This is a genomic window from Rhizobium sp. BK049 (assembly GCF_014193135.1).
Classification (GTDB): domain Bacteria; phylum Pseudomonadota; class Alphaproteobacteria; order Rhizobiales; family Rhizobiaceae; genus Rhizobium.
Genome location: NZ_JACHYV010000022.1, coordinates 36,641 through 61,359, shown reverse-complemented (window position 1 = coordinate 61,359; position 24,719 = coordinate 36,641). Strand labels below are relative to the sequence as shown.

Genomic DNA, 24,719 nt, shown 5'->3' with positions numbered 1-24,719 from the left:
ATGACCTTCGATTTTTCACCCTTCCTGCCCTGGCCGATTCTGGCGGCACTGGCCGCCGCCAGTGCTCTCATCGCCGCCTTTGCGATCTGGCGCGGCATTCGCGGCGCCTGGATCAGGACACTGGCCGCCCTCGCCCTGATGACCGCCCTTGCCAATCCCGTACTGCTGCAGGAGGATCGGGATCAGCTGTCGACGATCGTCCCCGTCATCGTCGACCGGAGCCAGAGCCAGCAGACGCCCGAGCGCACGAAGATGACCGATGACGCGCTTACGGCATTGAAAGCGCAGCTTGCCCGCTTCCCCCAGATAGAACCCCGCTTCATCGATGTCGAAGGCGACATCAATTCCGACGTTCCGTCCACCCGCCTGTTCGAGGCGCTGGCAGCCAACATCGCTGACGTCCCTTCCGCCCGCATCGGCGGCGCCATCATACTGACAGACGGCGAAGTCCATGATGTCCCGGCCGCCAATCAGGCGCTTGGCTTCGATGCGCCGATCCATGGTCTCGTCACCGGCAAGCCCAAGGAATTCGACCGTCGCATCGAAGTCATCAAGGGACCGCGCTTCGGCATCGTCAACGAGGAGCAGCAGGTCGTCCTGCGCGTCTTTGACGATGGTCCGAGCCCCGGCGGCACGGCCGACGTCACGGTGAAGCTGAACGGCGACGAGATCGCTACCTTGCAGGCAACGCCCGGTCAGGATACGCCCTTCTCCTTCAAGGTTCCGGGTGGCGGCAGCAATGTGCTCGAATTTTCCGTCGCCGAGCTGCCCGGCGAAGTCACCGTCGCCAACAACCGTGCCGTTCATGTCATCGATGGCATCCGCCAGAATCTGCGCGTTCTGCTGGTCTCCGGCGAGCCGCATGCCGGCGAGCGCGCATGGCGCAACCTCCTGAAATCCGACGCCTCGGTCGATCTCGTTCACTTCACCATCCTGCGTCCGCCGGAAAAGCAGGACGGCACGCCGATCAACGAGCTGTCGCTGATCGCCTTCCCGACGCGTGAACTCTTCATCGACAAGATCAAGGATTTCGACCTGATCATCTTCGATCGCTATCAGGATCGCGCCAACGTGCTGCCGATGCTTTACTATGACAACATCGCCCAATACGTGGAGAACGGCGGCGCGCTGCTGATTGCCGCCGGCCCGGAACATGCGAGCCCAGAGTCGATCGCGATGACGCCGCTCGCCTCCGTGCTGCCGGCAGAGCCGACGGGCCGGATGATCGAGAAGGCCTTCTATCCTCGACTCTCCGAGGAAGGGCGTAAGCATCCGGTCACGCGCGGCTTGGACGGCTCCGGCGAGGACCCGCCGCATTGGGGCCGCTGGTTCCGCAGCGTCGATGTCGAACGGCCGCAGGGCGAAACGATCATGGTTGGCGCCGACAACCATCCGCTGCTGGTGCTGAACCGCGCCGGCCAGGGCCGCGTCGCCATGCTGCTTTCCGATCAGGGCTGGCTCTGGGCGCGCGGCTTCGAAGGCGGCGGTCCAAATGTCTCGCTGTATCGCCGCATCGCTCATTGGCTGATGAAGGAACCAGCGCTCGAGGAAGAAGCGTTGACGGCGCGCGCGTCCGGCCGAACCCTTGAAGTCACCCGCCAGACAATCGGCGACAATCCTGGTAACGCCACCGTGCGTTATCCCTCGGGCAAGACCGAAACCTTGCCGCTCACCCAGACAGAACCCGGGCTTTACAAGGCCGAGAAACGCATGAACGAGGTCGGCCTCTTCGAAATCCGTAACGGCAAGTTATCGACGCTTGTGCACATCGGCGCTGTCGATGCGCCGGAATTCAAGGCGATGATCTCGACGACCGATGTGCTGAAGCCTGTCGTCGACAGGAGCAAAGGTCTCGTGACCCGCGTCGCAAGCGAAAAGGGCGCAATCAGCGTTCCGCCGATCCTGCCGGTGCGCGGCCAGGTCCGCGTCTCCGATAACGAGCGAATGATGATCCGCATGACCAACGAAACGGTCCTGAAGGGAATCAACACGCTGCCGCTCTTTGCCGGTTTCGCCGGCGTCGGCATCCTGCTGCTCGCTTTCGGCGCCATGTGGTGGCGCGAAGGGCGATAGTCGCATGCCGGAGTTCGAGCTCACGGCATCGCCTTCGGCTGTGGAACTCGCGGCAATCACCGATGCGCTCTCGGCCTTCAATAACAGCGATGTCGGCCCTTCGGACCGCCAGCCGCTCGCCGTCCTCATCCGCGATACCGACGGCAAGGTGACCGGCGGCCTGTCGGGCTTTACCGCCTGGGGCTGGCTCTTCATCCAGTTGCTTTATATCCCCGATACGCTACGCGGAACGGGCATAGCCGGCAAGATTCTCGCAAAAGCGGAAGACGAGGCCAAGGCGCGAGGATGCCGTGGCGCCTGGATCGATACCTTCAACCCGCAGGCTCTCCGCGCCTATCTGCGCCAGGGTTATGAAGTCTTCGGTGAGCTTGAAAATTTCCCGGAAGGTCGCACCCGCAGCTTCCTCCGGAAAAAGCTCTGATCATCCGCGCCAGGCGATCACACCTTTCAGCCGCTCGTGCACGCCCTCGGCCATCGGAACGACCAGCACCCGGCCCGGATCGACGGGGCCTGGAAAGGCAAGCGCGTTATAGGCCACCTTCTCGAAGCCAAGCGGACCGTAATAGGGCGGATCGCCGACGAGGATGACGGCTTCCGAACCTTTGCGCCGCGCAGCTTCCACCGCGATCCGCACCAGTTCCCGGCCGATACCTATATTTTTGTGCGAGGGTCGAACGGCAAGCGGGCCAAGAAGATGCCCCTTCACCGTGCCGGCCAGCACCGGCGTCATGCGCACGGAGGCGATCGTCTCGCCGTCGTCAGCACAGATGAAGGAGAGCGACAGGTCATGCGGCCCCTGCTCGCGGATACGCGCGGCAGCCCGCGCGAAGCGGCCCGGACCGAAGGCTTCTTCATTGATGTGTTCGATGGCGGCGTCGTGGGACGCGTCTTCGGTGAGGTAGACGAGATCGTGCTTGTACATGATGACAGAAACCGGTTGGACAGATTGATGGGTCTCGAACACGCCCTTGGCGTTCGGAGCATCAGCGTCGTCGCAGGTTTCTGGAAATGAACATCAGGCAGGTGTTCCTCAAATCGTGAAAAGGGCGATAGCAGGAAAAATTTCCGCCGTCCAACGCAAAATGCACATCCGATCCTGCTAGCGTGGGGGGCGTGACGCACTGTTCAATCTTTACCCCCTGCAAAGCCCCACTATCTCAGCTAACGTCAATTTCAACATGGCAACCAGGGAATGAATCATGGGAATGCTTGTGGACGGCGTCTGGCATGACGTCTGGTACGACACGAAGGAAAGCAAGGGCCACTTCAAACGTCAGCCCTCGCAATTTCGCAACTGGGTGACGGCAGACGGCGAGGCTGGACCTTCCGGAAGCGGCGGCTTCAGGGCCGAGGCCGGGCGGTATCATCTTTATGTCTCTCTCGCCTGCCCCTGGGCGCATCGCACCCTGATCTTCCGCAAGCTGAAGAAACTGGAGGACCTGGTCTCGGTTTCTGTCGTCGACCCACTAATGGCCGAAAACGGTTGGGAATTCAAAGTGGGCGGCGGAGCTACTGGCGATCGCCTCTACGGCGCGGCCACCCTCTGGCAAATCTATGCCAAGGCCGATCCGCATTATTCCGGCCGTGTCACGGTTCCCGTCCTCTGGGACACGCAGACCGGCACGATCGTCAACAACGAGTCGGCCGAGATCATCCGCATGTTCAACAGCGCCTTCGACGGGCTGACGGGCTCGAAGACCGATTTCTACCCGGAGGATCTGCGTGCCGAGATCGACGCGCTGAACGCCACCGTCTACGACACTGTCAATAACGGCGTCTACAAGGCGGGCTTTGCCACAACTCAAGAAGCTTACGAGGAAAATGTCGTCAAATTGTTCGAAACACTCGACATTCTCGACGAACGCCTGGGCAGGGGCCGTTACCTTTTCGGCGACAGATTGACCGAGGCCGATTGGCGCCTCTTCACCACGCTGGTGCGTTTCGATCCGGTCTATGTCGGCCACTTCAAGTGCAACATCCGCCGCATCGCCGATTATCGCAATCTGCCCGGCTATCTCAGGGATCTCTATCAAACGGCGGGCGTTGCCGAGACGGTAAACCTGCAGCACATCAAGCAGCACTACTACCGCAGTCACAAGACGATCAACCCGACCGGCATCGTCCCCGCCGGCCCGGCGCTCGATCTCGACAGCCCGCATGACCGCGCTACAGCGCCGCGCGTCCTTTTAGACGCGCAAAGGACGACGCTGTAGAACTTTAAATTGCTCATAATTTACTCTTAAATCGATTCCGATTTAAGAAATTATGCAGCGGGCTGAATGCAGCCTGAAGCTTCTCACCAGCGATGGTCAGGCTCCTGCTCGCCCCGAAGCTCGGCGAGGCGGCGATGCGTCGCCTCGGTCGTGCCCTCGGGCAGGCTGTCGAGCGAAAAGAACCCGCTGTCGGAAATCTCCCAATCCGGCGGCCGCGGCGCCGTCTGCTCGACGGTTACGCGATAGAATACGACGTGGTCGCGCCGGGTGGTCGTGGTGTTGAAATAGACTTGGACCAGCTGCGGTTTTCCGATGATTCTGAGGTTGCCCTCCTCGCGCAGTTCCTTGACCAGCGCTTCTTCGGCCGTCTCGTTGCGCTCCAGCCCGCCGCCGGGCATATGCCAACCACCGACATAGCTGTGGCGCACGAGGAAAATCCGCCCGTCCTTATCGAAACAGGCGGCCCTGACGCCCATCGTCATGCCGCGGGCGAAGGAGAAATAGACATGCAGGAGGCGCAAGGCCAGCCTGATGTGAGGAGGCCGCTTCTCTTTATCCACCATCGTCCCGTTTCGGCTCTTCATCGCGCCGCATGTGTTTGATTTGTCAATAAGCTGGTCTATGTCTCGTAGCATGTTCAAGCTCGCGCATATTTCCGACGTCCACCTCGGACCGCTGCCCCGTCTTTCCGTTCAAGAGCTGTTTTCAAAACGCATAACCGGCTTTGTGAACTGGCATCGAAATCGACGCAAGCACCTTTTCGCCAGCACGCTGGATCTGCTGCTCGATGACATCCGCGCCCATCAGGCCGATCATTTGGCCGTCACAGGCGACCTCGTCAACCTGGCGAGCGGCATCGAGATCCGCGCCGCCGCCGCCTGGCTGCGCGCGCTCGGCGATCCCGCCGACACCTCGGTCGTTCCAGGCAATCACGACGCCTATGTGCCGGGTGCCTATGAGAAATCGATGCGCGCCTGGTACGATTATGTCCGCGGCGACCTCGCCTCGCCGCAATGGCAGGAAGACCGCCGCATCTTTCCCTATCTACGTGTCCGCGACAAAGTTGCGATCGTCGGCTGCTCCACGGCAGTCGCCACGCCCCCTTTCGCCGCCTCCGGCTTTTTCAGCGCTCGCCAGGCCCGCGATACGGTGAACATGCTGCGCGCGGCCGGCGAAGCCGGTCTCTTCCGCGTCGTCATGATCCATCATCCGCCGATCCGCGGCGCCACCGCCTTTCACAAACGCATGATCGGCATCCGTCGCTTCGCGGCCGTGATTTCGACCGGCGGCGCCGAGCTCGTGTTGCACGGCCACACGCATCTGAACACGCTCCACTGGCTGCGCGGCCAGGTGCAGCCGGTGCCGGTCGTCGGCATCGCGTCGGCCTCGCAGGGACCGGGCAGCATTAAGCCGCCAGCCGCCTACAACCTCTTCTCCATCGACGGCTCTCCGGGCGCCTGGGAACTCACCGGCGAGCGCTTCAGCCTGAACAGGACAGGCGATGCGATGATGTCGGAAAGCGTCGATATTTTCGCCCCTTAGCGCTGACTTCCGACTCTTTTTATGCGGCACTTGAATCAATCTCGGAAAGCGCTTCGCCACAGTCGCAACATTTGTCATGGAGGCTGCCTACCCTCTTGGTATTTTTACCGGTAAGCGTACAATCCGACCGACTGCATCGCCTCAGAACGGAGCCGCCAATGACTTCCCCCTTCCATCGCCTGTGCAGAACAACACTTGCCGCCGGCTTTGTACTCGGCATGGCGAGCGCCGCCTTCGCGGTCGGCGACAGCAACGACGACACCAATCCGCCGCCGAAGACCCAGACGACCAAGACCTGCACCGGCGGCAAGGTCTGGGATAAGCAGAAGAAGGAATGCGTCACCCCGAAGAAGAACAGCTTCAACGACGACGATCTCTATAAGTTCGCCCGCGAGTTTGCCTATGCCGGCCAGTATGAGAACGCCATCACCGTGCTCAATCTTGCCCGTAATCAGAACGACCCGCGCATTCTGAATTATCTCGGCTATGCGAACCGCAAAGCCGGTCGCATGGAGCTCGGCATGTCCTATTACCGCAAGGCATTGCAGGCGGATGAGAATTATATTCTCGCCCGCTCCTACATGGGTATGGCGCTGGTGGAACAAGGAGACATCCAGGGGGCTCGCGTCCAGCTCGTCGAAATTCGCGACCGCGGCGGCGAAGACACCTGGGCCTACCGCGCTCTGCTGCAAAGCTTGAACGGTTACAGGACATATTGACGCAAGCTTTGCGGGCTAGATTAGGAAAACCCCTTGGGAAAGGGGATAAGATGACCGGATGCTTGCGAAGTGCAGTGGATTTGCTTCATAAAGAGCCTGCATCTCCGGTGCCGACAAAGCCGGTTTCGCGTCCGATGCCGAACCTTTCGTCCGCGAAACCATTGTGAATGCTTCTTGGATAGACAATGCGTCAGCCCGCAACGACCATCGACCTCCGGCGTGATCTCGTCGGCCTTCTGCCCCACCTTCGCCGCTTCGCGATCACGCTCGCGGGCGAGGCTGGCGTGGCCGATGAACTTGTCCAAGCCGTTTGTCTGCGTGCCATTGCCAAGGGGCATCAGTGGAGTGGCGAGGGCCGACTGGAAAGCTGGGTATATACGCTTGCCCGCCAGCAGTGGACGGAGGACAGCCGCAAGCGGAAGCCGAAGGCGTCGGCACGCGGCAACGTCACCGACATCAGAGAGGCTGCCCGTGAACGCTCGGCCCCGGTCGATCCCGACGCCATCCATCGCATGATCGCCGAAATGCCGGACGGTGTTTCCTCGATCTTCCTGCTCGTCGATGTCGAAGGCCACAGCTATCAGCAGGCGGCCGAGATCATGGGCATTTCGACGGCAAGCGTCGTCTCCCAGCTTGCCACCGCAAGGCTGCATTTCGCCGGGCTTGCCGGCACCCACCCCATCCACAGGTACTGAATTGCTCGATCTTAGGAAATTGCCGCTCGAAGCCCAGCTCACCGCCCTTCTCGACGGCGAGGTCTCTCCCGAACAACGGCACGAACTGGAACAGCACCTGGCAACCGACGAGAATGCGCGCCGTCTGCATGAAAAGCTGCGTCATGGCGCCGATTTCGGCCGCCGCCGCCTGGACGATGTCCTGAAGGAGCCGGTGCCGCTCGCCCTCGTCCGCTCGATCAAGAGCACGCAGCCGCCAAAGACGCCGATCGCCCAGCGCGCCATGCGCCCCCAGGTGAAATTGGCCCCGAGCGGCCCGCAGGCGCTGGCAGCGGCTCTTATCCTCTTCGTCGTCGGTTGCGGCATCGGCTATTTTGCCGGCACCACCCCGGATGCCGACGAGATCGCCACCACGACCGCCACGGCGCCCGCCAATACCAGCAACTGGCTCGGCGACGTCACAGCCTATCAACGCCTGCTGATCCGCCAACCCCGTCACCTCGTCGAAGTGCCGGCATCGCAGGCCGAAGAAATCTCCAGCTGGCTGACGACCGTCATCGGCGTGCCTTTCCGCGTGCCGGATCTCAGCGCCGAATCCTGGACCTTCCAGGGTGCCCGCATAATTCTCGGCGACAATCGCCCCGTCGGTCAGCTCGTCTATTCCAACAGCGACGGCGATATAATCTCCATCTGCTTCCGGAAGGACGCGCAGCCGCCTGAGACCGACGACTTCAAGGAAACGATCAAGGACGAGATTGGCTTGGTCACCTGGCACAATGCCGGCACCTCCTACGTTCTCGCCGGCCCCTCCGCCGAAGCCACCCTCGGCCAGCTTGCCATGAAGATTGCCACGGCGATTTGATTGCCGCCTGTCGTATGAGGTGAATGATTACCGCCAGCGGAGCTGAGGCGGTAAATGGCAAAATCGACCATCAGCATCAGCCGCCCCTCATCCGCCTGCCGGCACCTTCTCCGCTGGGGAGAAGGGATATGCCGCAACGTCTGGCTCCCTCTCATTCGTAAGAGGGCGCCGAGGGAAGGTAGGCCGCCACTCGCTCCCTCTTCTCCCCAGCGGGGTGAATGTGCCCGTAGGGCGGACGAGGGGGCCACACGGCCTTTCGCTGCTTTCGCTTAGCGAAGACGCAACGGAATCAACCGAATCGTCAGGCCGCGCCGTACCAAAACGATCGCGGCCTGTACCCTTCGCAGATTAAGCCTTGCCAGCCTTCACTTCGAGCACCCGGTTGGCAGCCGACACGATCGCCTCCAACGATGCTGCGACGATGTTGGTATTGATGCCGGCGCCGAAGAGCTTGCCGCCGGGATAGGAGGTCTCGACATAGGAGATCGCCGCCGCATTCGAGCCGTGCTGTAGCGAATGCTCGGAATAATCCTCGACCGACATCTCGATGCCGAGATAATGCGACAGTGCGTTGATGAAGCCGTCGATCGGGCCGTTGCCGCGCCCTTCGATGCGCTTGATCTCGCCATTGTCGGTGATTTCAGCTGCAACGATCCGCTGGCCCTTGCGCTCGGTGTCGGGATAGGTGTGGTGGTCGACGAACTTGAGGCGCGCCTCGGGCTGCGTCACGTAGCGCTCGATGAAGCGGTCGTAGATGCGCTTCGAGGGAAGCTCCTTGCCCTCCACGTCGGTGATACGCTGGATATCCTCACGAAATTCGACCTGCAGGTTGCGCGGCAGGTTGAGCCCGTAATCCTGCTGCAGGATATAGGCGATGCCGCCCTTGCCGGACTGCGAGTTGATGCGGATGATCGCCTCGTAGGAGCGGCCGACGTCGCGCGGATCGATCGGCAGATAAGGCACTTCCCAGACCGGATGGTTGGCGACCTGTGCCGCCTTCATGCCCTTGTTGATCGCATCCTGATGCGAGCCGGAGAACGCCGTATAGACCAGCTCGCCGACATAAGGGTGACGCTCGGCAATCGTCATCTGGTTCGAATATTCGAACACTTCCTTGATGCGTTCGATGTTCGAGCAGTCGATCCCGGGATCGACGCCCTGCGTGAACATGTTGAGCGCCATCGTCACGACGTCGACATTGCCGGTGCGCTCGCCATTCCCGAACAGCGTGCCTTCGACACGGTCGGCACCTGCCAGCAAGGCCAGTTCGGCGGCGGCGATGCCGGTGCCGCGGTCGTTGTGCGGATGCAGCGAGACGATCAGGTTCTCGCGATTGTCGAGGCTGCGGCACATCCATTCGATCTGGTCGGCATAGACGTTCGGCGTCGCCATCTCGACGGTGGACGGCAGGTTGATGATGAGCTTGTTGTCCGGCGTCGGCTTCACCACCTCGATGACGGCGTTGCAGATCTCCAGCGCCACTTCCAGCTCCGTGCCGGTGAAGCTCTCGGGCGAATATTCGAAACGGTAGCCGCCGCCGGCCTTGGCCGCCATGTCGGTGATCATCTTGGCGGCATCGACGGCGATCTGTTTGATGCCCTGCACATCCTTGGCGAAAACGACACGACGCTGCAGCTCGCTGGTCGAGTTATAGAAATGCACGATCGGCCGGTTCGCGCCTTCCAACGCTTCGAAGGTGCGGGTGATGAGCTCCGGGCGGCACTGTACCAGCACCTGCAGCGACACGTCGGCGGGCACGTTGCCCTCTTCCACGCACCAGCGGGCGAAATCGAAATCCGTCTGCGAGGCGGAAGGGAAACCGATCTCGATTTCCTTGAAGCCCATCTCGATCAGCAGATGGAACATGCGGGCCTTGCGGTCGTGGCCCATCGGGTCGACCAGTGCCTGATTGCCGTCGCGCAGGTCCACCGAGCACCAGACCGGCGCTTTGGTGATAGTCTTCGTCGGCCAGGTGCGGTCGGGAATGTTTACCTGCGGATAGGGCCGGTATTTCACCGCGGCATCAGGCATGCCTTTTGCGGAGGATCGGCTGGTGGTGTTGTCCATTATCTTGTCTCCTCGTCCCGGCATTTGCCCCGCCTCTTAGCCGATCGCATCGGCCTTGGCGATAAACAAATGCGGACCTTCGTCGGTCGTTAGGTCAATTTTGAAAGTGAATCGCGAGGAGCGATGCCGGGCGGGCTTTCGGCCGCCGGGCGCTCCTCAACGGACCCGGCAACCGCGCGTAAGGCCGAGGAGAAGAAGCGAGGTCACGGCGCTCGAGACGTCACGCAGGGCGATGCGGCCGCGTGCAATCGTATCGGAAATCTTGGCGCCAGAGGTCTTCATGGCCGCGCTTATAGCGTTGGGCGGTGAAACTGGCAAGCCCTCTCGGCGCGCCGGCTTTCCGTTACTTCTGCCGAGCGCGATCTTTCGACATCTTCACCAGCCGCGACAGCGCCAGCATCAGCCCGCCGGCGATCAGTCCCCAAAAGGCACCCGAGATGCCGGCGAAGGAAACGCCGGATGCAGTGACGAGGAAGGTGATCGCCGCCGCCTCGCGCGATTCCTGCGCCTGGAAAGCCGACATCGCCGAGGATGAGAAGGCCCCGACCAGCGCCAGCCCCGCCACCGCCTCGATCAGAATGGGCGGCGCCAAGGCGACGAAGGCCGTGACCGCGCCGGCGAGCAGCCCGAGGATCACGTAACCGACGCCGGCGATCAACGATGCCCAATAGCGCCGCTTGGGATCGGCATGCGCGTCATGCCCGGCGCACATTGCCGCGGTGATCGCCGCCAAGTTGACGGCATGGCCGCCGAAAGGCGCCGACAGCAACGAAAAGAAGCCGGTGACGGCGAAGAGCGGACCTGGCTTCGGATCATAGTGATTGACTTTTAGGACGGCGATGCCGGGAATGTTCTGCGAGGCCATGGTGACGATGAAAAGCGGCAGCGCGATCGAGATGAAGGCCGCGAGGGTGAATACCGGCCGCACGAGTTCCGCCGTCGGCACCAGCGATCGTTCGAGCGAGGCGAAAGCGCCGTCGGGAATGTCGACGCCGAAGGCGAGCACCAGCACGAAGGCGGCGAGTGCGGCCGGCACCGCCCAGAGCCGCATGAAGGCGCCGACGACGATCCAGGAAATGACGATCGGCAGACCGAGCAGCGGATTGAAGCCGATCGCCTTCACCGGCGCAAAGCAGAGGCCGATCAGCACACCTGATAGCATCGCATTCGCGAGCGGCGCGGGAATGGCGGCGACCGCCCGGCCGAGCGGCTTGAACAACCCGGCAATGATGATCAGCACGGCGCAGATCAGGAATGCGCCGACCGCTGCATTGAAGCCGCCCTCGATTGCGCCGGTGCTTGCGAGCAGCGCCGCCCCCGGCGTCGACCAGGCGATGCTGATCGGCAGTCGAGTCACGGCGCTGAGCACGATCGCGCAGACGCCCATGGAGATCGACAACGCCATCAGCCCCGAAGCGGCCTGCGCATCCGTCGCACCCACCGCCTGCAGCCCATGCAGCACGACGGCGAAGGAACTGGCGGAGCCGACGAAAGCGGTAAGCAGACCCATGAACAGGGCCTGGACGGAAAAATCTTTGAGCATGGCGGACTCTGGGCTGCTGGAATGGCGCATGGAGCATGATGGTTGGCGCCCGCGCAAGTCCAGATTGAGGGCTTTCCGTCCAGCCCTACCGGTCAATGACCGCAAGCATAACCGAAATCAAGACGCCCTCACCTGCGGTCGGCAGGCAAGGGCGTTTCGAAGGTTTCGGTCGAGAAAACTCAGATGTCGGCTTGCGACGTCACGATGCGCGAGACAAGGCCATAGTCCTTCGCCTCTTCGGCCGAGAGCCAGTAGTCGCGATCCGTGTCCTTGGCAATCTTCTCGAGCGGCTGGCCGGTGGCCTCCGCCATGATCTTATTCAGGCGCTCGTTCATCTTGATGATCTCGCGTGCCTGAATCTCGATGTCGGACGCCATGCCGCGCGTGCCGCCCGACGGTTGGTGCAGCAGGAAGCGCGTGTTCGGCAGGCACAGGCGTCTCTCCCTGGGAGCCGCGACATAGATCAGCGCGCCGGCCGAAGCGACCCAGCCGGTGCCGATCATCCAGACCTTCGGCTTGATGAACTTGACCATGTCATGGATGGAATCGCCGGATTCGACATGACCGCCGGGTGAATTGACATAGATGCGAATGTCTTCGTCGCTGGCCGCAGCAAGTGCAACGAGTTGCGAGCAGACCTTCTGCGCCAGTTCCTGGTTGATCGGTCCATAGATGAAGATCGAACGCGACTTGAAAAGATTCGCCTCCGTTTCCTTGCCGAGCGGCAGTTCCTTCGTCTTGTCGTCCTGTTCTTCGTCGTTCATTCGAACCTCTCGGAGATGAATTCGGGTTCCTCGCACATAGTGCGACTCAATGCCTAAAACAATGCGGGAAAAACACAAGGCATCGAAGCGGTGGAGATATCCTTAAGAAGCCGCGCACTGTTCCGCAAGTCTTACTGAAATGTAACGGTGGAAGGCTTTGAAAAGCCGGAATCGGTTCCTACCTCACCTCTCACATGGCAATCGCCAAAAGAGATCAACAGGAGACCGGACATGTCACCGGAAGAACGCCAATTGCTGACCGCCCTCTTCGATCGCGTGCGCACCGCGCAAGCCCAGCCGCGCGACCGCGAGGCCGAAGCTCTGATCGACCAGGCGACGCGCGAGCAGCCGTCCGCCACTTATTATCTCGCCCAGGCCGTCATCGTGCAGGAAAAGGGGCTGGAAGCGGCCGCCAACCACATCAAGGAACTTGAAGAGCGCGTCCGGCAGTTTGAAGCCGGAGCCAGCGAGCACCGCCAGGCCGAACAGGGCGGCGGTTTCCTGAGCTCAATCTTCGGCAATACCCAGACGCAGCAGCCCGCGCCTGTCCCCTCCAACCCCGGCCCTTGGGGGCAACCGTCCCGCGCCTATGACGAGCCGCGCGGCTACGATCGCCAGACGCCGCAGCAGCCCACCGGCCCCTGGAGTCAGCAGGCCTACGCGCCGTCTGCCGGCGGCAGCTTTCTGCGAGGCGCGCTCGGCACGGCCGCGGGCGTTGCAGGCGGCATGCTGCTTGCCAACTCCCTGAGCGGCATTTTCGGCAACCACATGTCCTCGCTCGGCTGGGGCTCACCCTTTGGCGCCAACCCCTTCGGCAATGCAGCCGCCCCGACTGAAGAAACCATCATCAATAATTATTACGGCAACGACGACGTCCGTCAGGCCGCGGATATTGCCGGCAATGACAATGACGACAACCTGCAGCAGGCCGATTACGATGACGGCGATGATTATAGTGATGATTCGTCTGGCGACGACGTGACGGATGTTTGAGGTCTAACGAGCAGAAATGGGCGGCAGTTTGTAATCAATTGCCGCACTGTCTCCCGGCCCTTCGCTTTAAGCTCAGGGCGTTCGTCGCTGCAATCGATTCACTGGATCGATTGCTCGGGCTTTGCCCGACGCTCCTCACCCACGTCCACGATAGGTGGCGACACCCTGCTCCGGCAGCCACACACCTTCCGGTGGCTTGCCCGTCTGCCAGAAGACGTCGATCGGAATGCCGCCGCGCGGATACCAGTAAGCGCCGATCCTCAGCCACTTGGGGTCGAGCAGTTCGACGATGCGCTTGGCGATGTAGATCGAGCAATCCTCGTGGAAGGCGCCGTGATTGCGGAAGGAAAACAGGAAAAGTTTCAGCGACTTCGATTCCACCAGCCATTCGCCGGGGATGTAGTCGATGACGATATGGGCGAAATCCGGCTGCCCCGTCATCGGGCAGAGAGAGGTGAACTCCGGCGCGGTGAAGCGCACGACATAGTCGGTGCCGGCATGATTGGCCGGCACTTTCTCCAGCACCGCCTCTTCCGGCGATTTCGCGGTTTCGGTTTGCTGACCCAGCATCGACAGGCTGGAAACATCGGTATTCGGCATCATGCCTCCTTGATGACTTTGACGCGGATGCCATGGGCCTTTTCGCCCTCCGGCTCCACATGAATGGCTATTTTGGCGCCCTCATGCACCGCTCTGATGGCATCCTCAAGGCGGTCGCATATATCATGCGCCTGCCGCACGGACATAGTGCCGGGCACCACCATGTGAAAATCGATGAAAGTGACGGTGCCAGCGCGCCTCGTCTTCAGGTCATGCACGCCGATCGAACCCGCCGCATGGGTCGCGATTGCCTGCTTGATCGCTTCCTCTTCCTGCGGCTCGACCGCCTGGTCCATCAGACCGCCGATCGATTGCGAGATCACTTTCCAGCCTTGATAGAGAATGTTGATGGCAACCAGAATGGCAAGAACCGGGTCGAAGATTGCATAACCCGTCGCCAACGCCAGCAGCAGGCCGACGAGCACGCCGACGGATGTCACCACATCCGACATGATATGCTGCCCATCCGCCGCCAGCGCCGCCGAGCGATGTTTGCGTCCTGTCCGAATCAACAGCCGCGCCCAGACCACATTGATGAGGCCGGCGGCAATATTGATCGCAAGACCGAGCACCGGCGCATCGAGCATGCGCGGTTCCGCGAGATAACCGATCGCCTGCTTGACGATCAGCAGCGCGGCGACGACGATCAGCACGCCTTCGGTCACGGCGGAGAGATATTCCGCCTTGTGATGGCCGAAAGGATGGTCGTGATCGGCCGGCTTCTGCGCGTAGCGGATGACGAAGAAGGCGATGAAGGCGGCCACGACGTTGACCGTCGATTCGAGCCCGTCCGACAGCAACGCCACCGATCCGGTCACCCACCAGGCCACCATCTTTAGGCCCATGACGCCGAGGGACAGCGGAATACCCCACATCGCCAGCTTTTGAACAGTAAGATCGCCGTTGTCGCTCATATCGTCCTCCTGCGGTTGCGAATGAATTGCAGGGTCCAAGCCATTGAAATGCAAAACCGCCCACGCGAATGTCGCGCAGGCGGCCCAGTTGCGGCTGATATGGGCGATGATGGAGGATTTGTCAAAGAGAATGAGGGGTCCCTTCACAGCCAGTGGTCGCTTCCCGACGGGAAGCAGTGCCGGCACCCGATACGCGATCCTCTACAGCGCCGGGGGAGCGGAATCTTACCCGAGAGATTGCGGCCACCGCAGAAGCGCGGCCTGGCCTGCCGTCGTCAGGGCGTAGACGCCCTTTTCCCGGCGCTCGAACCATCCATAGACGTTGTCGCGCAGGATCGGACCGGCCTTTGGCGTCAGCGCCTTCATATCTCGCGGACGCACAATTCCGCGGTCTAGTGCGGCCGCGCAGAGCAGCGCCTGTTGGCGATAGGCCGTCATGACCGGCGCCCGCGAGCCGCCGCCGACGGCAGGATCGCCGCGACGGCGCTGATGCTCCTTGACGAGGCGTGAGCGTCGCTTGGGATTGGTGCGCGGCATCGGCGAGATCGAACTGACGATGACGCTGACCTCGCCGCCATCCGAGACGCCGAGCATGCCGATGCCGAGCCGCCGGCAGAGGTCGCGGTAGCGCTTGTCCGTCTCCCGCCCGCGCCCCTTGGCCGAAACGCGCGCCGCGATCCAGACTTCGTCGCTCACGGCAGCCCGATCGACCGCCTGAAGCAGCAGTTCCAGATTGAAGGAGAGCTTGAGTTCGCAGATCACCACGACCGGCGGCTCGCCATCGCTCAACCCGACGAGATCGCATCCGCCGACCTCACCCTTGACCACATAACCGGCCGCTTCCAGGAAGGCTTTGACCGGCAGGTAGAGCGATGTCTCCATCAGAAAATCGCGCATCAGCCAGCGTTGAGATCGGCAATCTCGCCATATCGTGCGAGCAGTCGCGGCGAGGTCATGTCGCCGGTCTCCTCGTCGACCATCACGGCATAGGCCGCAACGCCGACGAAACGCTCGGCCATCGCCGAAGCGATCTTTTCCGCGCTGACGGCGTTCGAGGCCTGACGCATTTCGCCAGGCACGAGACTGCCGCGGTTCTTGCGGTAGGGAAGGACGATGAACTTCTCGGCACTGGCCACAGCGATAATTCCCGGTTGATCGTTCCGGAAATGTTCTGATTTGCCCAACGGAGTCAACCCTCGCCCCTATCCGAACATGGAAAGGGGCGGGATGGAGCTAGGCTCAGGCCGCCTTCGTCTTCACCTTGCGCGCCAGATGCGCCACGACATTCTCGATCATCCGCATGCCGGCATCGCCGCCGAGCGTCATGATCGATTCGGGATGGAACTGCACTGCAGCGATCGGCTCCTTGGCATGTTCAATACCCATGATCGTGCCATCCTCGCTTTCCGCCGTGATGATGAACTCCCGCGGCAGCGTCGAGGGATCGGCAAAGATCGAGTGGTAGCGGCCGACCGTCACTTCCCTCGAAAGGCCAGAGAAGACGATGCCGGGTTCCAGCACGCGGATGCGCGAAGGCTTGCCGTGCATCGGCAGCGCCAGATGGCGCAATTCCCCGCCATAGGCTTCCGCGAGCGCCTGCAGGCCGAGGCAGACGCCGAAGATCGGCAGGTTGCGGGCCCGCGCCTTCTTGATCGTCGCCTTGCAATCGAAATCCTTGGGATTGCCGGGACCTGGCGACAGCACGACTAGATCCGGGTTCAACCGGTCGAAGATCTCTTCCGGCACCGGCGTGCGCACGGTTGAAACCGTTGCCCCGGTTTGGCGGAAATAATTGGCCAGCGTGTGGACGAAGCTGTCCTCATGATCGATGAGCAGGATGTTGACGCCCTTACCGACGCTGGCGACGTCGCGCTGGATCTTGCCGGAATTGCCGGTCTTGGCGTCTCGGATGGCGGAAAGCATGGCAGAGGCCTTCAATTCGGTTTCGGCTTCTTCTTCCTCAGGAATGGAATCGTTGAGCAGCGTCGCCCCGGCGCGCACTTCTGCGATGCCGTCCTTGATGCGCACGGTGCGCAGCGTCAGGCCGGTATTCATGTCGCCATTGAAGCCGACCATGCCGATCGCTCCACCATACCATGCACGCGGGCTCTTTTCATGGCTCTCGATGAAGCGCATCGCCCAGAGCTTCGGCGCACCGGTGACGGTCACGGCCCAGGCGTGGCTGAGGAACCCGTCAAAGGCGTCCATGTCGTCGCGCAGCCGCCCCTCGATGTGGTCGACCGTATGGATGAGGCGCGAATACATCTCGATCTGCCGGCGGCCGATCACCTTGACCGAGCCAGGCTCGCAGACGCGGCTCTTGTCGTTGCGGTCGACATCCGAGCACATCGTGAGTTCGGATTCGTCCTTTTTGGAGTTCAGGAGCTTCAGGATCTGTTCGCTGTCGGCGATCGGATCGTCGCCGCGCTTGATCGTGCCCGAGATCGGGCAGGTCTCGATGCGCCGGCCGGAGACGCGCACGAACATTTCGGGCGAGGCGCCGACCAGATATTCCTGATTGCCGAGATTGATAAAGAATGAATAGGGCGATGGATTAATTGCCTTCAGCCGCTTGGAAATGTCGGAAGGCTTGCTTTCGCAGCGCTCCATGAATTTCTGCCCGGGCACGACTTCAAACAGATCGCCCTTGCGGAAGCTCTCCTTCGCCTTGACGACGAGTTCGGCATACTCGCCCGGTCGATGGTCGCTCTTCGGCGGAATGGCATCCGTCTGCTTGAAGGGTTCCGGCGCGATCTGCTCAGCCTTGCCCTCGGTCGTCACGCCGCCTTTCTCGAAATCGTAGCGGTCGATCCAGGCTTTCGCGGCATAGTTATCGACGACCAGGATCTCGTCCGGCAGGTAGAGCACCATGTCGCGCTGATCAGAGGGCCGCGTCAGCTTCAAATCGATCGCGTCGAACTGGAAGGCGATGTCGTAGCCGAAGGCGCCGTAGAGGCCGAGGCTCGCATCCGCCTGCGAATAGAAAAGGTCGGTCACGGCGCGCAGCACCGTGAAAACCGTCGGCATCTTCGAACGCTCTTCCTCGGTAAACACCCGATCCGGCGCCTTGACGGAAAGGTCGAGACGGCGGCCGGAGGAGGCGCCGAGCACAAGCTCGGGCACCGTCTTCAGCCGCTCGGTCACAAAGCCGAGAAGCACCTCCCCGCGCTCATTATAGGCCTCGATCCAGACGTCGCGGCCGAAGGAGGAGATGCCGAGCGGCGGATCGACGACGGCGGTATCCCAGCGCGTATAACGGCCCGGATATTCGTAGTTCGACGAGAAGACCGCGCCGCGGCGCTCGTCGAGCTTGTCGACATAGGAAGAGACCGCGTCGGCATAGGGGATCGCCCGCCGCTGCCGGGTGACGGTGATGCCGCCCTTGGTCTCGTAGATTTCCGCACCATCATCCCGCAGGATCGTTACCATAGTTCCACTCCGTTATCGGGGCCCGGACGACAGGCGGCGATAAAACAAAAAAGCCGCCTCGAAGTTTCGGGCGGCTCACTCGTCGTCGTCTTTGGACACGATTGGTCGAGGCCGCCTCAGCGAGCCCACCACCAAACAGCAATGTTCAAAGACTTGATCATGCGAAAATTGTTAGCCTGAGATCAGCCGCCACGCAAGAGGCGATCGCACGAATGAAAAGGGCGGCCCGAAAGCCGCCCCTCCCCAGCCTTGAAGGCATGACTGGCTCAGAAAGTCTTGGTGAGCGAGACCTTGAATGTGCGACCCGGCTCGGAATACCACTCCCGCGGCTGCGACGCCGTCGCCGAGCTGAGATTGACGTCGCGCAAGGCGAGCGCGTTGTAGTGCTCCTGGTCGAAGATATTGTAGACACCAGCTTGGACGCGCAGGCCCGGCAACTGTTCCGGCGTCCACCAGCCGGTCAAGTCGACGATTGCGTAACCGGGCGCATCAAAGGTCGTGTCGTTGGTGTTCGTGACCGGTGTATTGAGATGGTCCGTGAGCATGCCGGCCGCAAGCGTCGAGGAAAGGTCGAAGCCGAAGGTCTCATTGCTCCAGCCGCCGCCGATGATCGCCTTGAACGGCGCCACCGAGCGCAGGCGCTGGGTGGTCTCTTCGTTCCTGCCATAGGCATAGGCCAGCGAAGCATGCAGATTGATGCCGTTATTGAAGGTCTTGACGGTGCTGGCTTCAATACCCGAGATCGTCGCCGCAGCCACGTTCGTGTAATTGAACTCAGTAAAGCCTGTCGCGTCGACGCTCGTCACCGTCTCGATGAAGTTCTGATAACGGGTATGGAAAGCCGCGACCCGGCCGGTAAAATCGCCCGTGTCGAAATTGGCGCCGACTTCGATGCCGCGGCCGATTTCGGGTTCCAGATCAGGATTGCCGAGCTGGGCGTAGCGGCCGGTGGGGTTATAGAAGCGGCTATAGAGTTCGTCGACGGTTGGCGCGCGGAAGCCGACCGCCAGCTGCATATAGAGCTCTACATCAGGCGTCAGGTCGAATGTGGCAAGGATCTTCGGCGACATGGCGGCTTCCGTTCGGTCGCGAAGATCGCCGAAACGGGTAAGGCCGGCATTGTTGGCAAAACCGCCGCCGGTCGAGGGATCGTAGTTGAACCAGTCAAAGCGGACGCCGGGCGTCAGCGTGAAACCGGTGTTGCCGATCTCGATCTTGTCTTCGACAACAAGCCCAAGGTTCTGACTGTCCACATTCGGCACTTCCGCCTGGTTGTTCAGCGCCGGGCACGTCGTCAATGTCGGGCACAGGGCCCAGCTATATTGGCTCCAGCTGGAAACGCCGACGTCGAGCCCGACGCGAACGGAGTGGCTGAGGCCGGAATATTCGAAGTCCCTGGTCGCGGTGCCGCTGAAGCCCCAGGTTTCGTTTTCGACCTCGTTGTTGCGGCCATAGGCAACATTGGCGGTCGTACGGCCCCCGCTGCCGGCCTCCTTCTTCAAATCCTGCCAATAAAGCGTGGCGCGCGCACTGCTGAAGACCGCGTCGGAAGACTGCGCTTCATAATCGTAGTCGAGCGATACGCGATCGCGGTCACGCTGTTCGCGACCGTCATAATTGTCGATCATGAAGTTGCGAGGGCTGGTTCCTCCCTGAAGATGGCGCAGGTCGGTTTCCAGGTCGCGGCGGAAGCGTTCCGCCGTCAAGCCGATGCGATGACCGCCTTCCAGCTCCTGGCGCAGTTTGAAGAGCAGGTTGTGTTGGTCGAAATCAGCCGGGTTCGCCTCGGTGCGGAGAGCACCGTAAACGTCATTGTTGCCCATGTTCGCCCGCTCATGGCCTTTGCGGTAACCGCCCTGGAACAGGATCGAGGTGCCGCCGATCTTCTTGGCGGCGGCGGCCGAGCCGGAGAGGCTGCGGTCTTCGCTGTCATAGGTCGATTTCACGATCGCGCCCCAATCGCGGCCTTCGGGGATCAGATCCTCCGGCTCCAGCGTATTGAGAACGATAGCGCCGCCGAGCATGCCCGAACCGCCCTTGCTCGAATCCGCGCCGCGCACGATATCGAGCGAGGACAGCGAATCGAAATCGAACATATCGCCGCCGCCATTGGCGTTGGCAGGCGCAAAAGCACCCTGGCGCGAGCTATTTGAGATGTAAGGGATCGGAATGCCGTCGATCGTCGTCAAGATGCGACCACCGGAAAGACCGCGCAGGTTGAAGCCCGCATCGGCACGCGAATAGTTCACGCCTGCATCGACGCTGCGGCCGATGTCGTCGTAATTAGTGACCTGCTTCTCTGCCAGCTGCTTCTGAGTGATCTCGGTCGCGAGCGGCGTATCGGCAACACTGCCCGGCGCCACGCGCTTGCCCTTGACGACGATCTTCTGCAACACGGTGCTGTCCTCCGACGCGGCTTCCGGCGTGCTGGCCGGGACGCTTTGTGCGAAAGACTGCGAAACAGGAAGAATAACTGCGGCTGCCGTGCAGACCGATAGAACAGAGCGCCAATACCGGATGATCATAACCTACCCTCAGATGGTGATTACCGGGCTGGCTGGTCGTGGCGCGTCGAACGCTCGAGGGGCTGGCTGGGCTTTTGCGGATGAAGACGAAGCAGAATTCCGCCCTCTTTTCGCCGCATAAAAAACATGAGAACCATTGTCAACATAGCTGAGTGCCTTATGTTGAATATAATCATCAGGTTTTAACGATCTCGTAGGACGTTGCACAATTGCAACGAAAAACGCCCTCATGCGTTGTTACCCGCGACGATACTAGGATCTGGGCCCATTGAGGAAACTTTCGACACTGGCGATCCTTTTCGCCGCTAGCGTCTTTCTTGCCGGCGCCCGCCTGCCCGCGCAGGGTCCCTTGCCAGAACCTCGGCCCGATACCGGACAGACGACCAGCCCGTCTGCCCCGCCAGCGGAAAAGGCGGAACCGCCCGCACCGGAGGAAGTTCCCGCCCCTCAGCCGAAACCGGACGTGAAGGAGCCGGAGGCGCCGGCATCCAGCCAGACGCCCGCGCCGCAGGCCGCCCCGGCAAAACCGGAGCCGACGGAACCGATGCAAGGTCCGCCGCTGCCGCCGGGTACTGCCGGCCGCCCCCAGGCGCCGGAAGAAAACAAGCCGCAGGGCGAGCAGACGCTCGAAGAGCAGCAACTGACAATCGAGCCCGAGAGCGATGCTGAACATGCAGAATGCACCGCCGCCCTTCAGGCTCTGGGCGTTGTCTTCAAGGAAGCGCCGCGCATCGACGACGGCAATGGCTGCGGCATCGACAAGCCGATCATCGTCTCCGAGGCCCTGCCCGGCATTGCGCTCAAGCCGGAAGCGACAATGCGTTGCCCGGCCGCCCTCGCGCTTGCCCGCTGGATAAAGGAGAGCGTCATCCCCGCCGCCGCCGCTGCCCTGCCGGGACAGGGCCGCATCACATCAGTCAACCAGGCAACGTCCTATATGTGCCGCCTGCGCAACGGCGCCGGAACCGGCAAGATCTCCGAACATGCTCGCGGCAACGCTATCGACATTGCAAGCTTCCATTTCGAGAAAGGCGAGGACGTCGCCGTCCGCTCCCGCCGCGAGGACTCCACACTGACCGGCGCCTTTCAGCGAACCGTCAGCGCCGCCGGTTGTCTCTATTTCACCACTGTCCTCGACCCCGAAAGTGACGCCGCCCACGAGACCCATTTTCATCTCGACGTCATTGAAAGGAAGGGCGGCTATCGCTATTGTCACTGATGAACCAGTTTCCTGATCATCGCTGTCGACTTCATATTTACCGGTGAATTCCATTGGGCCTTTGCCATCGGACCGTTGTTCCTCGGCACGATGCAAAGCCTTATCCGGTTGTTTATCGATCCAGACTTTGAAAAGCGTCGGAAGCACGTCTGGTCGAGCGTTTCGGGAAGTCCGCCTCTGATCAGAACAACCCTTCAATATAACCCTGCTCATTCAAAAAAATCCGCTCCGCCGACGGCGATTTCGGCAGGCCGGGCATCGTCATGATCTCCCCGGTGATGGCGACGACGAAGCCGGCTCCGGCTGAAAGCCGCACCTCCCGCACAGAGACGATATGGCCTTCCGGCGCGCCGCGCAGGTTCGGATCGGTAGAGAAGGAATACTGCGTCTTCGCCATGCAGACCGGCAGCTTGCCGTAGCCCTGCTCCTCCCATGTCTGCAGCTGATCGCGCACCGCCTTGTCGGCGGTCACCTCGCCGGCATGGTAGATCTTCGAGGCGACGATCTCGATCTTCTCGAACAGCGAAATGTCGTCGCCGTAGAGCGGCTGGAATTTCGCCTGGCCCGATTCGGCCAGCTCCACCACCTTATGCGCCAGTTCCTCGATGCCGGCCGAACCTTTGGCCCAGTGCTGGCAGAGGATCGCTTCGGCGCCGAGCCGCGAGACGAATTCCTTCACCGCCGCGATCTCCGCATCGGTATCCGTGACGAAATGATTGATCGCGACGACGACGGGCACGCCGAAGCGGCGCACATTGGCAACGTGCCGGCCGAGATTGGCGCAGCCCTTCTTCAGCGCCGCGACGTCCTCCGTGCCGAGATTCTCCTTCTTCACGCCGCCATTCATCTTCAGCGCCCGGATGGTCGCGACGATAACGGCCGCGTCCGGTTTCAGCCCGGCCTTGCGGCATTTGATGTCGAAGAATTTTTCAGCCCCGAGATCGGCCCCGAATCCCGCTTCCGTCACCACATAGTCGCCGAGCTTCAGCGCCGTCTTCGTCGCCGTCACCGAATTGCAGCCATGGGCGATATTGGCGAACGGGCCGCCATGCACGAAGGCCGGATTGTTCTCCAGCGTCTGTACGAGGTTCGGCTGCATCGCATCCTTGAGCAGCACCGCCATCGCGCCATCGGCTTTCAGGTCGCGCGCACGCACCGGCGTCCTATCAAAGCGGTAGCCGATGATGATGTCGCCGAGCCGCCGCTCCAGATCCTTGAGGTCGGTAGCAAGGCAGAGGATCGCCATCACTTCCGAGGCGACGGTGATGTCAAAGCCGCCCTGGCGCGGAAAACCGTTGGCAACGCCGCCGAGCGAGGAGACCATGCTTCTGAGCGCCCGGTCGTTCATGTCCATGACCCGCCGCCAGGTGATGCGGCGAATGTCGATATTCTCTTCGTTGCCCCAGTAGATGTGGTTGTCGATCATCGCCGCCAGAAGATTGTGCGCCGAGGTGATCGCATGGAAATCGCCGGTGAAATGCAGATTGATATCTTCCATTGGCACGACCTGCGCATAACCGCCGCCGGCCGCACCGCCCTTGACGCCGAAGCAGGGGCCGAGAGAAGCCTCGCGTATGCAGACGATCGCCTTCTTGCCGATCCGATTCAGACCGTCGCCGAGGCCGACAGTCGTCGTCGTCTTGCCTTCGCCGGCCGGGGTCGGGTTGATCGCCGTGACAAGGATCAGCTTGCCGTCCTTCTTGCCCGCCTGCGCCGCGATGAACTCGGCGCTGACCTTTGCCTTGTCGTGACCATAGGGGACGAGCTGCTCGGCCCCGATGCCGAGCTTTGCCCCTATCTCAAAGATCGGCCTCTTGGCCGCGGCGCGCGCAATCTCGATATCCGACTTGATTGCTGGCATGGATGCTCCCCATTGCGGCCTGCGCGGGCGCGAAGGCGTTTCCCTCGTCAGTGGGATATCGAAATATCGCCAAGCTGTGAATAGCGCTCGCCTTGCAGCCGCCACGCTGGACGGTTATGGGGCGCTCAACCGTCGCGGTTTTTGAAGGTGAAGACATGAAAGCATTGGAACTCCTCGTCGAGCGTATCATCCTGTCGAGCCGCTGGCTCCTCGTCGCCTTCTACATGGGCTTGGTGTTGGCGCTCGCCGCCTATGCCGTTTCCTTCGGCTATAAGCTCTTGAAGATCACCGCCAACGTCTTCATTCTCGACGAGGCGGGCATGATCCTTGCCATGCTCAGCCTGATCGATGCGGCCCTCGTCGCAAGCCTCATCGTCATGGTGATGATTTCAGGCTACGAGAATTTTGTCAGCCGCTTCGATGAAGCCGACGGCGCCGACAACGAGGTCTCTTTCCTCGGCAAGCTCGATTCAGGCAGCCTGAAGATCAAGGTCGCCTCCTCGATCGTCGCCATCTCCTCTATTCATCTGCTGCAGGTCTTCCTCAATGCCGACCAATACGAAGACGGCAAGATCATGTGGCTGACGCTCATGCACCTCACCTTCGTCGCCTCCGCCGTCATGCTCGGTTTCCTGGAGAAGCTCATGAGTGTGACGTCGAAGAACGATTTGAAGGACGAGGGATAGAGGGACGACGAACCGCTTGTCAGGTCGATGCGCGG

The 24,719-nt window shown here is 61.6% G+C and carries 23 protein-coding genes; 11 read left to right on the top strand and 12 right to left on the bottom strand.

The features are described 5' to 3' along the window. Together FHT70_RS21495 and FHT70_RS21490 are read left to right on the top strand one after the other, a co-directional pair. A complete protein-coding gene (locus FHT70_RS21495; protein WP_183704714.1) occupies positions 1-2,073 on the top strand; it encodes a hypothetical protein in 2,073 nt (690 codons plus the stop codon). A 4-nt stretch (positions 2,074-2,077) separates the two neighbouring features. Continuing rightward, the gene (locus FHT70_RS21490) at positions 2,078-2,494 is read left to right on the top strand and encodes a GNAT family N-acetyltransferase (RefSeq protein ID WP_183704712.1); all 417 of its coding nucleotides are present in this window, start codon (positions 2,078-2,080) and stop codon (positions 2,492-2,494) included. On the opposite strand, the gene FHT70_RS21485 is transcribed toward FHT70_RS21490, so the two are convergent. After that, complete coding sequence (locus FHT70_RS21485; RefSeq protein ID WP_246721910.1) at positions 2,495-2,995, bottom strand: N-acetyltransferase; 501 nt, start codon at positions 2,993-2,995, stop codon at positions 2,495-2,497. 277 nt (positions 2,996-3,272) lie between these two features. Between FHT70_RS21485 and FHT70_RS21480 the strand changes: the two genes are divergently transcribed. Further along, positions 3,273-4,286 (top strand): glutathione S-transferase family protein, encoded by a 1,014-nt coding sequence (locus FHT70_RS21480; protein ID WP_183704708.1) that lies wholly within the window; start codon positions 3,273-3,275, stop codon positions 4,284-4,286. An 83-nt stretch (positions 4,287-4,369) separates the two neighbouring features. Here the strand turns inward: FHT70_RS21480 and FHT70_RS21475 are convergent, their stop codons facing one another. Continuing rightward, positions 4,370-4,849: an NUDIX domain-containing protein gene (locus tag FHT70_RS21475; protein ID WP_183704707.1), complete on the bottom strand. Its 480-nt coding sequence runs from the start codon at positions 4,847-4,849 to the stop codon at positions 4,370-4,372. 70 nt (positions 4,850-4,919) lie between these two features. Between FHT70_RS21475 and FHT70_RS21470 the strand changes: the two genes are divergently transcribed. The 4 genes from FHT70_RS21470 (at position 4,920) to FHT70_RS21455 (ending at position 8,083) form a co-directional block, all read left to right on the top strand. Further along, positions 4,920-5,828 (top strand): metallophosphoesterase, encoded by a 909-nt coding sequence (locus FHT70_RS21470; protein WP_183704780.1) that lies wholly within the window; start codon positions 4,920-4,922, stop codon positions 5,826-5,828. 158 nt (positions 5,829-5,986) lie between these two features. Beyond that, a complete protein-coding gene (locus FHT70_RS21465) occupies positions 5,987-6,547 on the top strand; it encodes a hypothetical protein (RefSeq protein ID WP_085778938.1) in 561 nt (186 codons plus the stop codon). Positions 6,548-6,732: 185 nt separating this feature from the next. Continuing rightward, positions 6,733-7,242, top strand: a complete 510-nt coding sequence (locus FHT70_RS21460) for an RNA polymerase sigma factor (protein WP_183704705.1) — start codon at positions 6,733-6,735, stop codon at positions 7,240-7,242. A 1-nt stretch (position 7,243) separates the two neighbouring features. After that, positions 7,244-8,083, top strand: coding sequence for an anti-sigma factor (locus tag FHT70_RS21455; protein ID WP_183704703.1), 840 nt, complete (start codon positions 7,244-7,246; stop codon positions 8,081-8,083). Positions 8,084-8,431: 348 nt separating this feature from the next. On the opposite strand, the gene leuA is transcribed toward FHT70_RS21455, so the two are convergent. From leuA to FHT70_RS21440, 3 genes are all read right to left on the bottom strand, one after another. Beyond that, on the bottom strand, positions 8,432-10,150 hold the full coding sequence (gene leuA / locus FHT70_RS21450) for a 2-isopropylmalate synthase (protein WP_183704701.1): 1,719 nt from the start codon (positions 10,148-10,150) through the stop codon (positions 8,432-8,434). Between the two features lie 343 nt (positions 10,151-10,493). Then, positions 10,494-11,723 (bottom strand): benzoate/H(+) symporter BenE family transporter, encoded by a 1,230-nt coding sequence (locus FHT70_RS21445; protein ID WP_176536209.1) that lies wholly within the window; start codon positions 11,721-11,723, stop codon positions 10,494-10,496. 149 nt (positions 11,724-11,872) lie between these two features. Continuing rightward, positions 11,873-12,457 carry an ATP-dependent Clp protease proteolytic subunit gene (locus tag FHT70_RS21440; RefSeq protein WP_011426306.1) on the bottom strand — a complete coding sequence of 195 codons (585 nt, stop codon included), beginning with the start codon at positions 12,455-12,457 and terminating at the stop codon, positions 11,873-11,875. A gap of 231 nt (positions 12,458-12,688) precedes the next feature. On the opposite strand from FHT70_RS21440, the gene FHT70_RS21435 reads away from it, so the two are divergent. Then, positions 12,689-13,450, top strand: coding sequence for a DUF2076 domain-containing protein (locus FHT70_RS21435; RefSeq protein WP_183704699.1), 762 nt, complete (start codon positions 12,689-12,691; stop codon positions 13,448-13,450). Between the two features lie 135 nt (positions 13,451-13,585). Here the strand turns inward: FHT70_RS21435 and queF are convergent, their stop codons facing one another. From queF to FHT70_RS21405, 6 genes are all read right to left on the bottom strand, one after another. Further along, positions 13,586-14,050, bottom strand: coding sequence for a preQ(1) synthase (queF, locus tag FHT70_RS21430; RefSeq protein ID WP_085778944.1), 465 nt, complete (start codon positions 14,048-14,050; stop codon positions 13,586-13,588). Next, on the bottom strand, positions 14,050-14,964 hold the full coding sequence (gene emfA / locus FHT70_RS21425; protein WP_183704697.1) for a CDF family cation efflux transporter EmfA: 915 nt from the start codon (positions 14,962-14,964) through the stop codon (positions 14,050-14,052). The genes queF and emfA overlap by 1 nt, the downstream gene beginning before the upstream one ends. Positions 14,965-15,189: 225 nt before the next feature. Then, on the bottom strand, positions 15,190-15,846 hold the full coding sequence (locus FHT70_RS21420) for a DUF2161 family putative PD-(D/E)XK-type phosphodiesterase (protein ID WP_183704779.1): 657 nt from the start codon (positions 15,844-15,846) through the stop codon (positions 15,190-15,192). Between the two features lie 14 nt (positions 15,847-15,860). Further along, positions 15,861-16,100: a hypothetical protein gene (locus FHT70_RS21415; protein WP_183704695.1), complete on the bottom strand. Its 240-nt coding sequence runs from the start codon at positions 16,098-16,100 to the stop codon at positions 15,861-15,863. A gap of 103 nt (positions 16,101-16,203) precedes the next feature. Next, a complete protein-coding gene (locus tag FHT70_RS21410; RefSeq protein WP_183704693.1) occupies positions 16,204-18,393 on the bottom strand; it encodes an anthranilate synthase in 2,190 nt (729 codons plus the stop codon). A gap of 266 nt (positions 18,394-18,659) precedes the next feature. Continuing rightward, positions 18,660-20,864: a TonB-dependent hemoglobin/transferrin/lactoferrin family receptor gene (locus FHT70_RS21405; protein WP_348649559.1), complete on the bottom strand. Its 2,205-nt coding sequence runs from the start codon at positions 20,862-20,864 to the stop codon at positions 18,660-18,662. On the opposite strand from FHT70_RS21405, the gene FHT70_RS30730 reads away from it, so the two are divergent. Both FHT70_RS30730 and FHT70_RS21400 read left to right on the top strand, forming a co-directional pair. Continuing rightward, positions 20,767-21,039 (top strand): hypothetical protein, encoded by a 273-nt coding sequence (locus tag FHT70_RS30730; protein ID WP_348649560.1) that lies wholly within the window; start codon positions 20,767-20,769, stop codon positions 21,037-21,039. The two genes, FHT70_RS21405 and FHT70_RS30730, sit on opposite strands and share 98 nt — an antisense overlap. 147 nt (positions 21,040-21,186) lie before the next feature. After that, positions 21,187-22,137: an extensin family protein gene (locus FHT70_RS21400; protein WP_183704689.1), complete on the top strand. Its 951-nt coding sequence runs from the start codon at positions 21,187-21,189 to the stop codon at positions 22,135-22,137. A 181-nt stretch (positions 22,138-22,318) separates the two neighbouring features. Here FHT70_RS21400 and FHT70_RS21395 read toward each other — a convergent pair whose 3' ends face one another. After that, positions 22,319-23,998 (bottom strand): formate--tetrahydrofolate ligase, encoded by a 1,680-nt coding sequence (locus FHT70_RS21395; RefSeq protein ID WP_183704687.1) that lies wholly within the window; start codon positions 23,996-23,998, stop codon positions 22,319-22,321. Positions 23,999-24,153: 155 nt separating this feature from the next. Here FHT70_RS21395 and FHT70_RS21390 point away from each other — a divergent pair, with 155 nt between their 5' ends. Further along, a complete protein-coding gene (locus tag FHT70_RS21390) occupies positions 24,154-24,684 on the top strand; it encodes a TIGR00645 family protein (RefSeq protein ID WP_097596981.1) in 531 nt (176 codons plus the stop codon). Positions 24,685-24,719 lie beyond the last annotated feature (35 nt).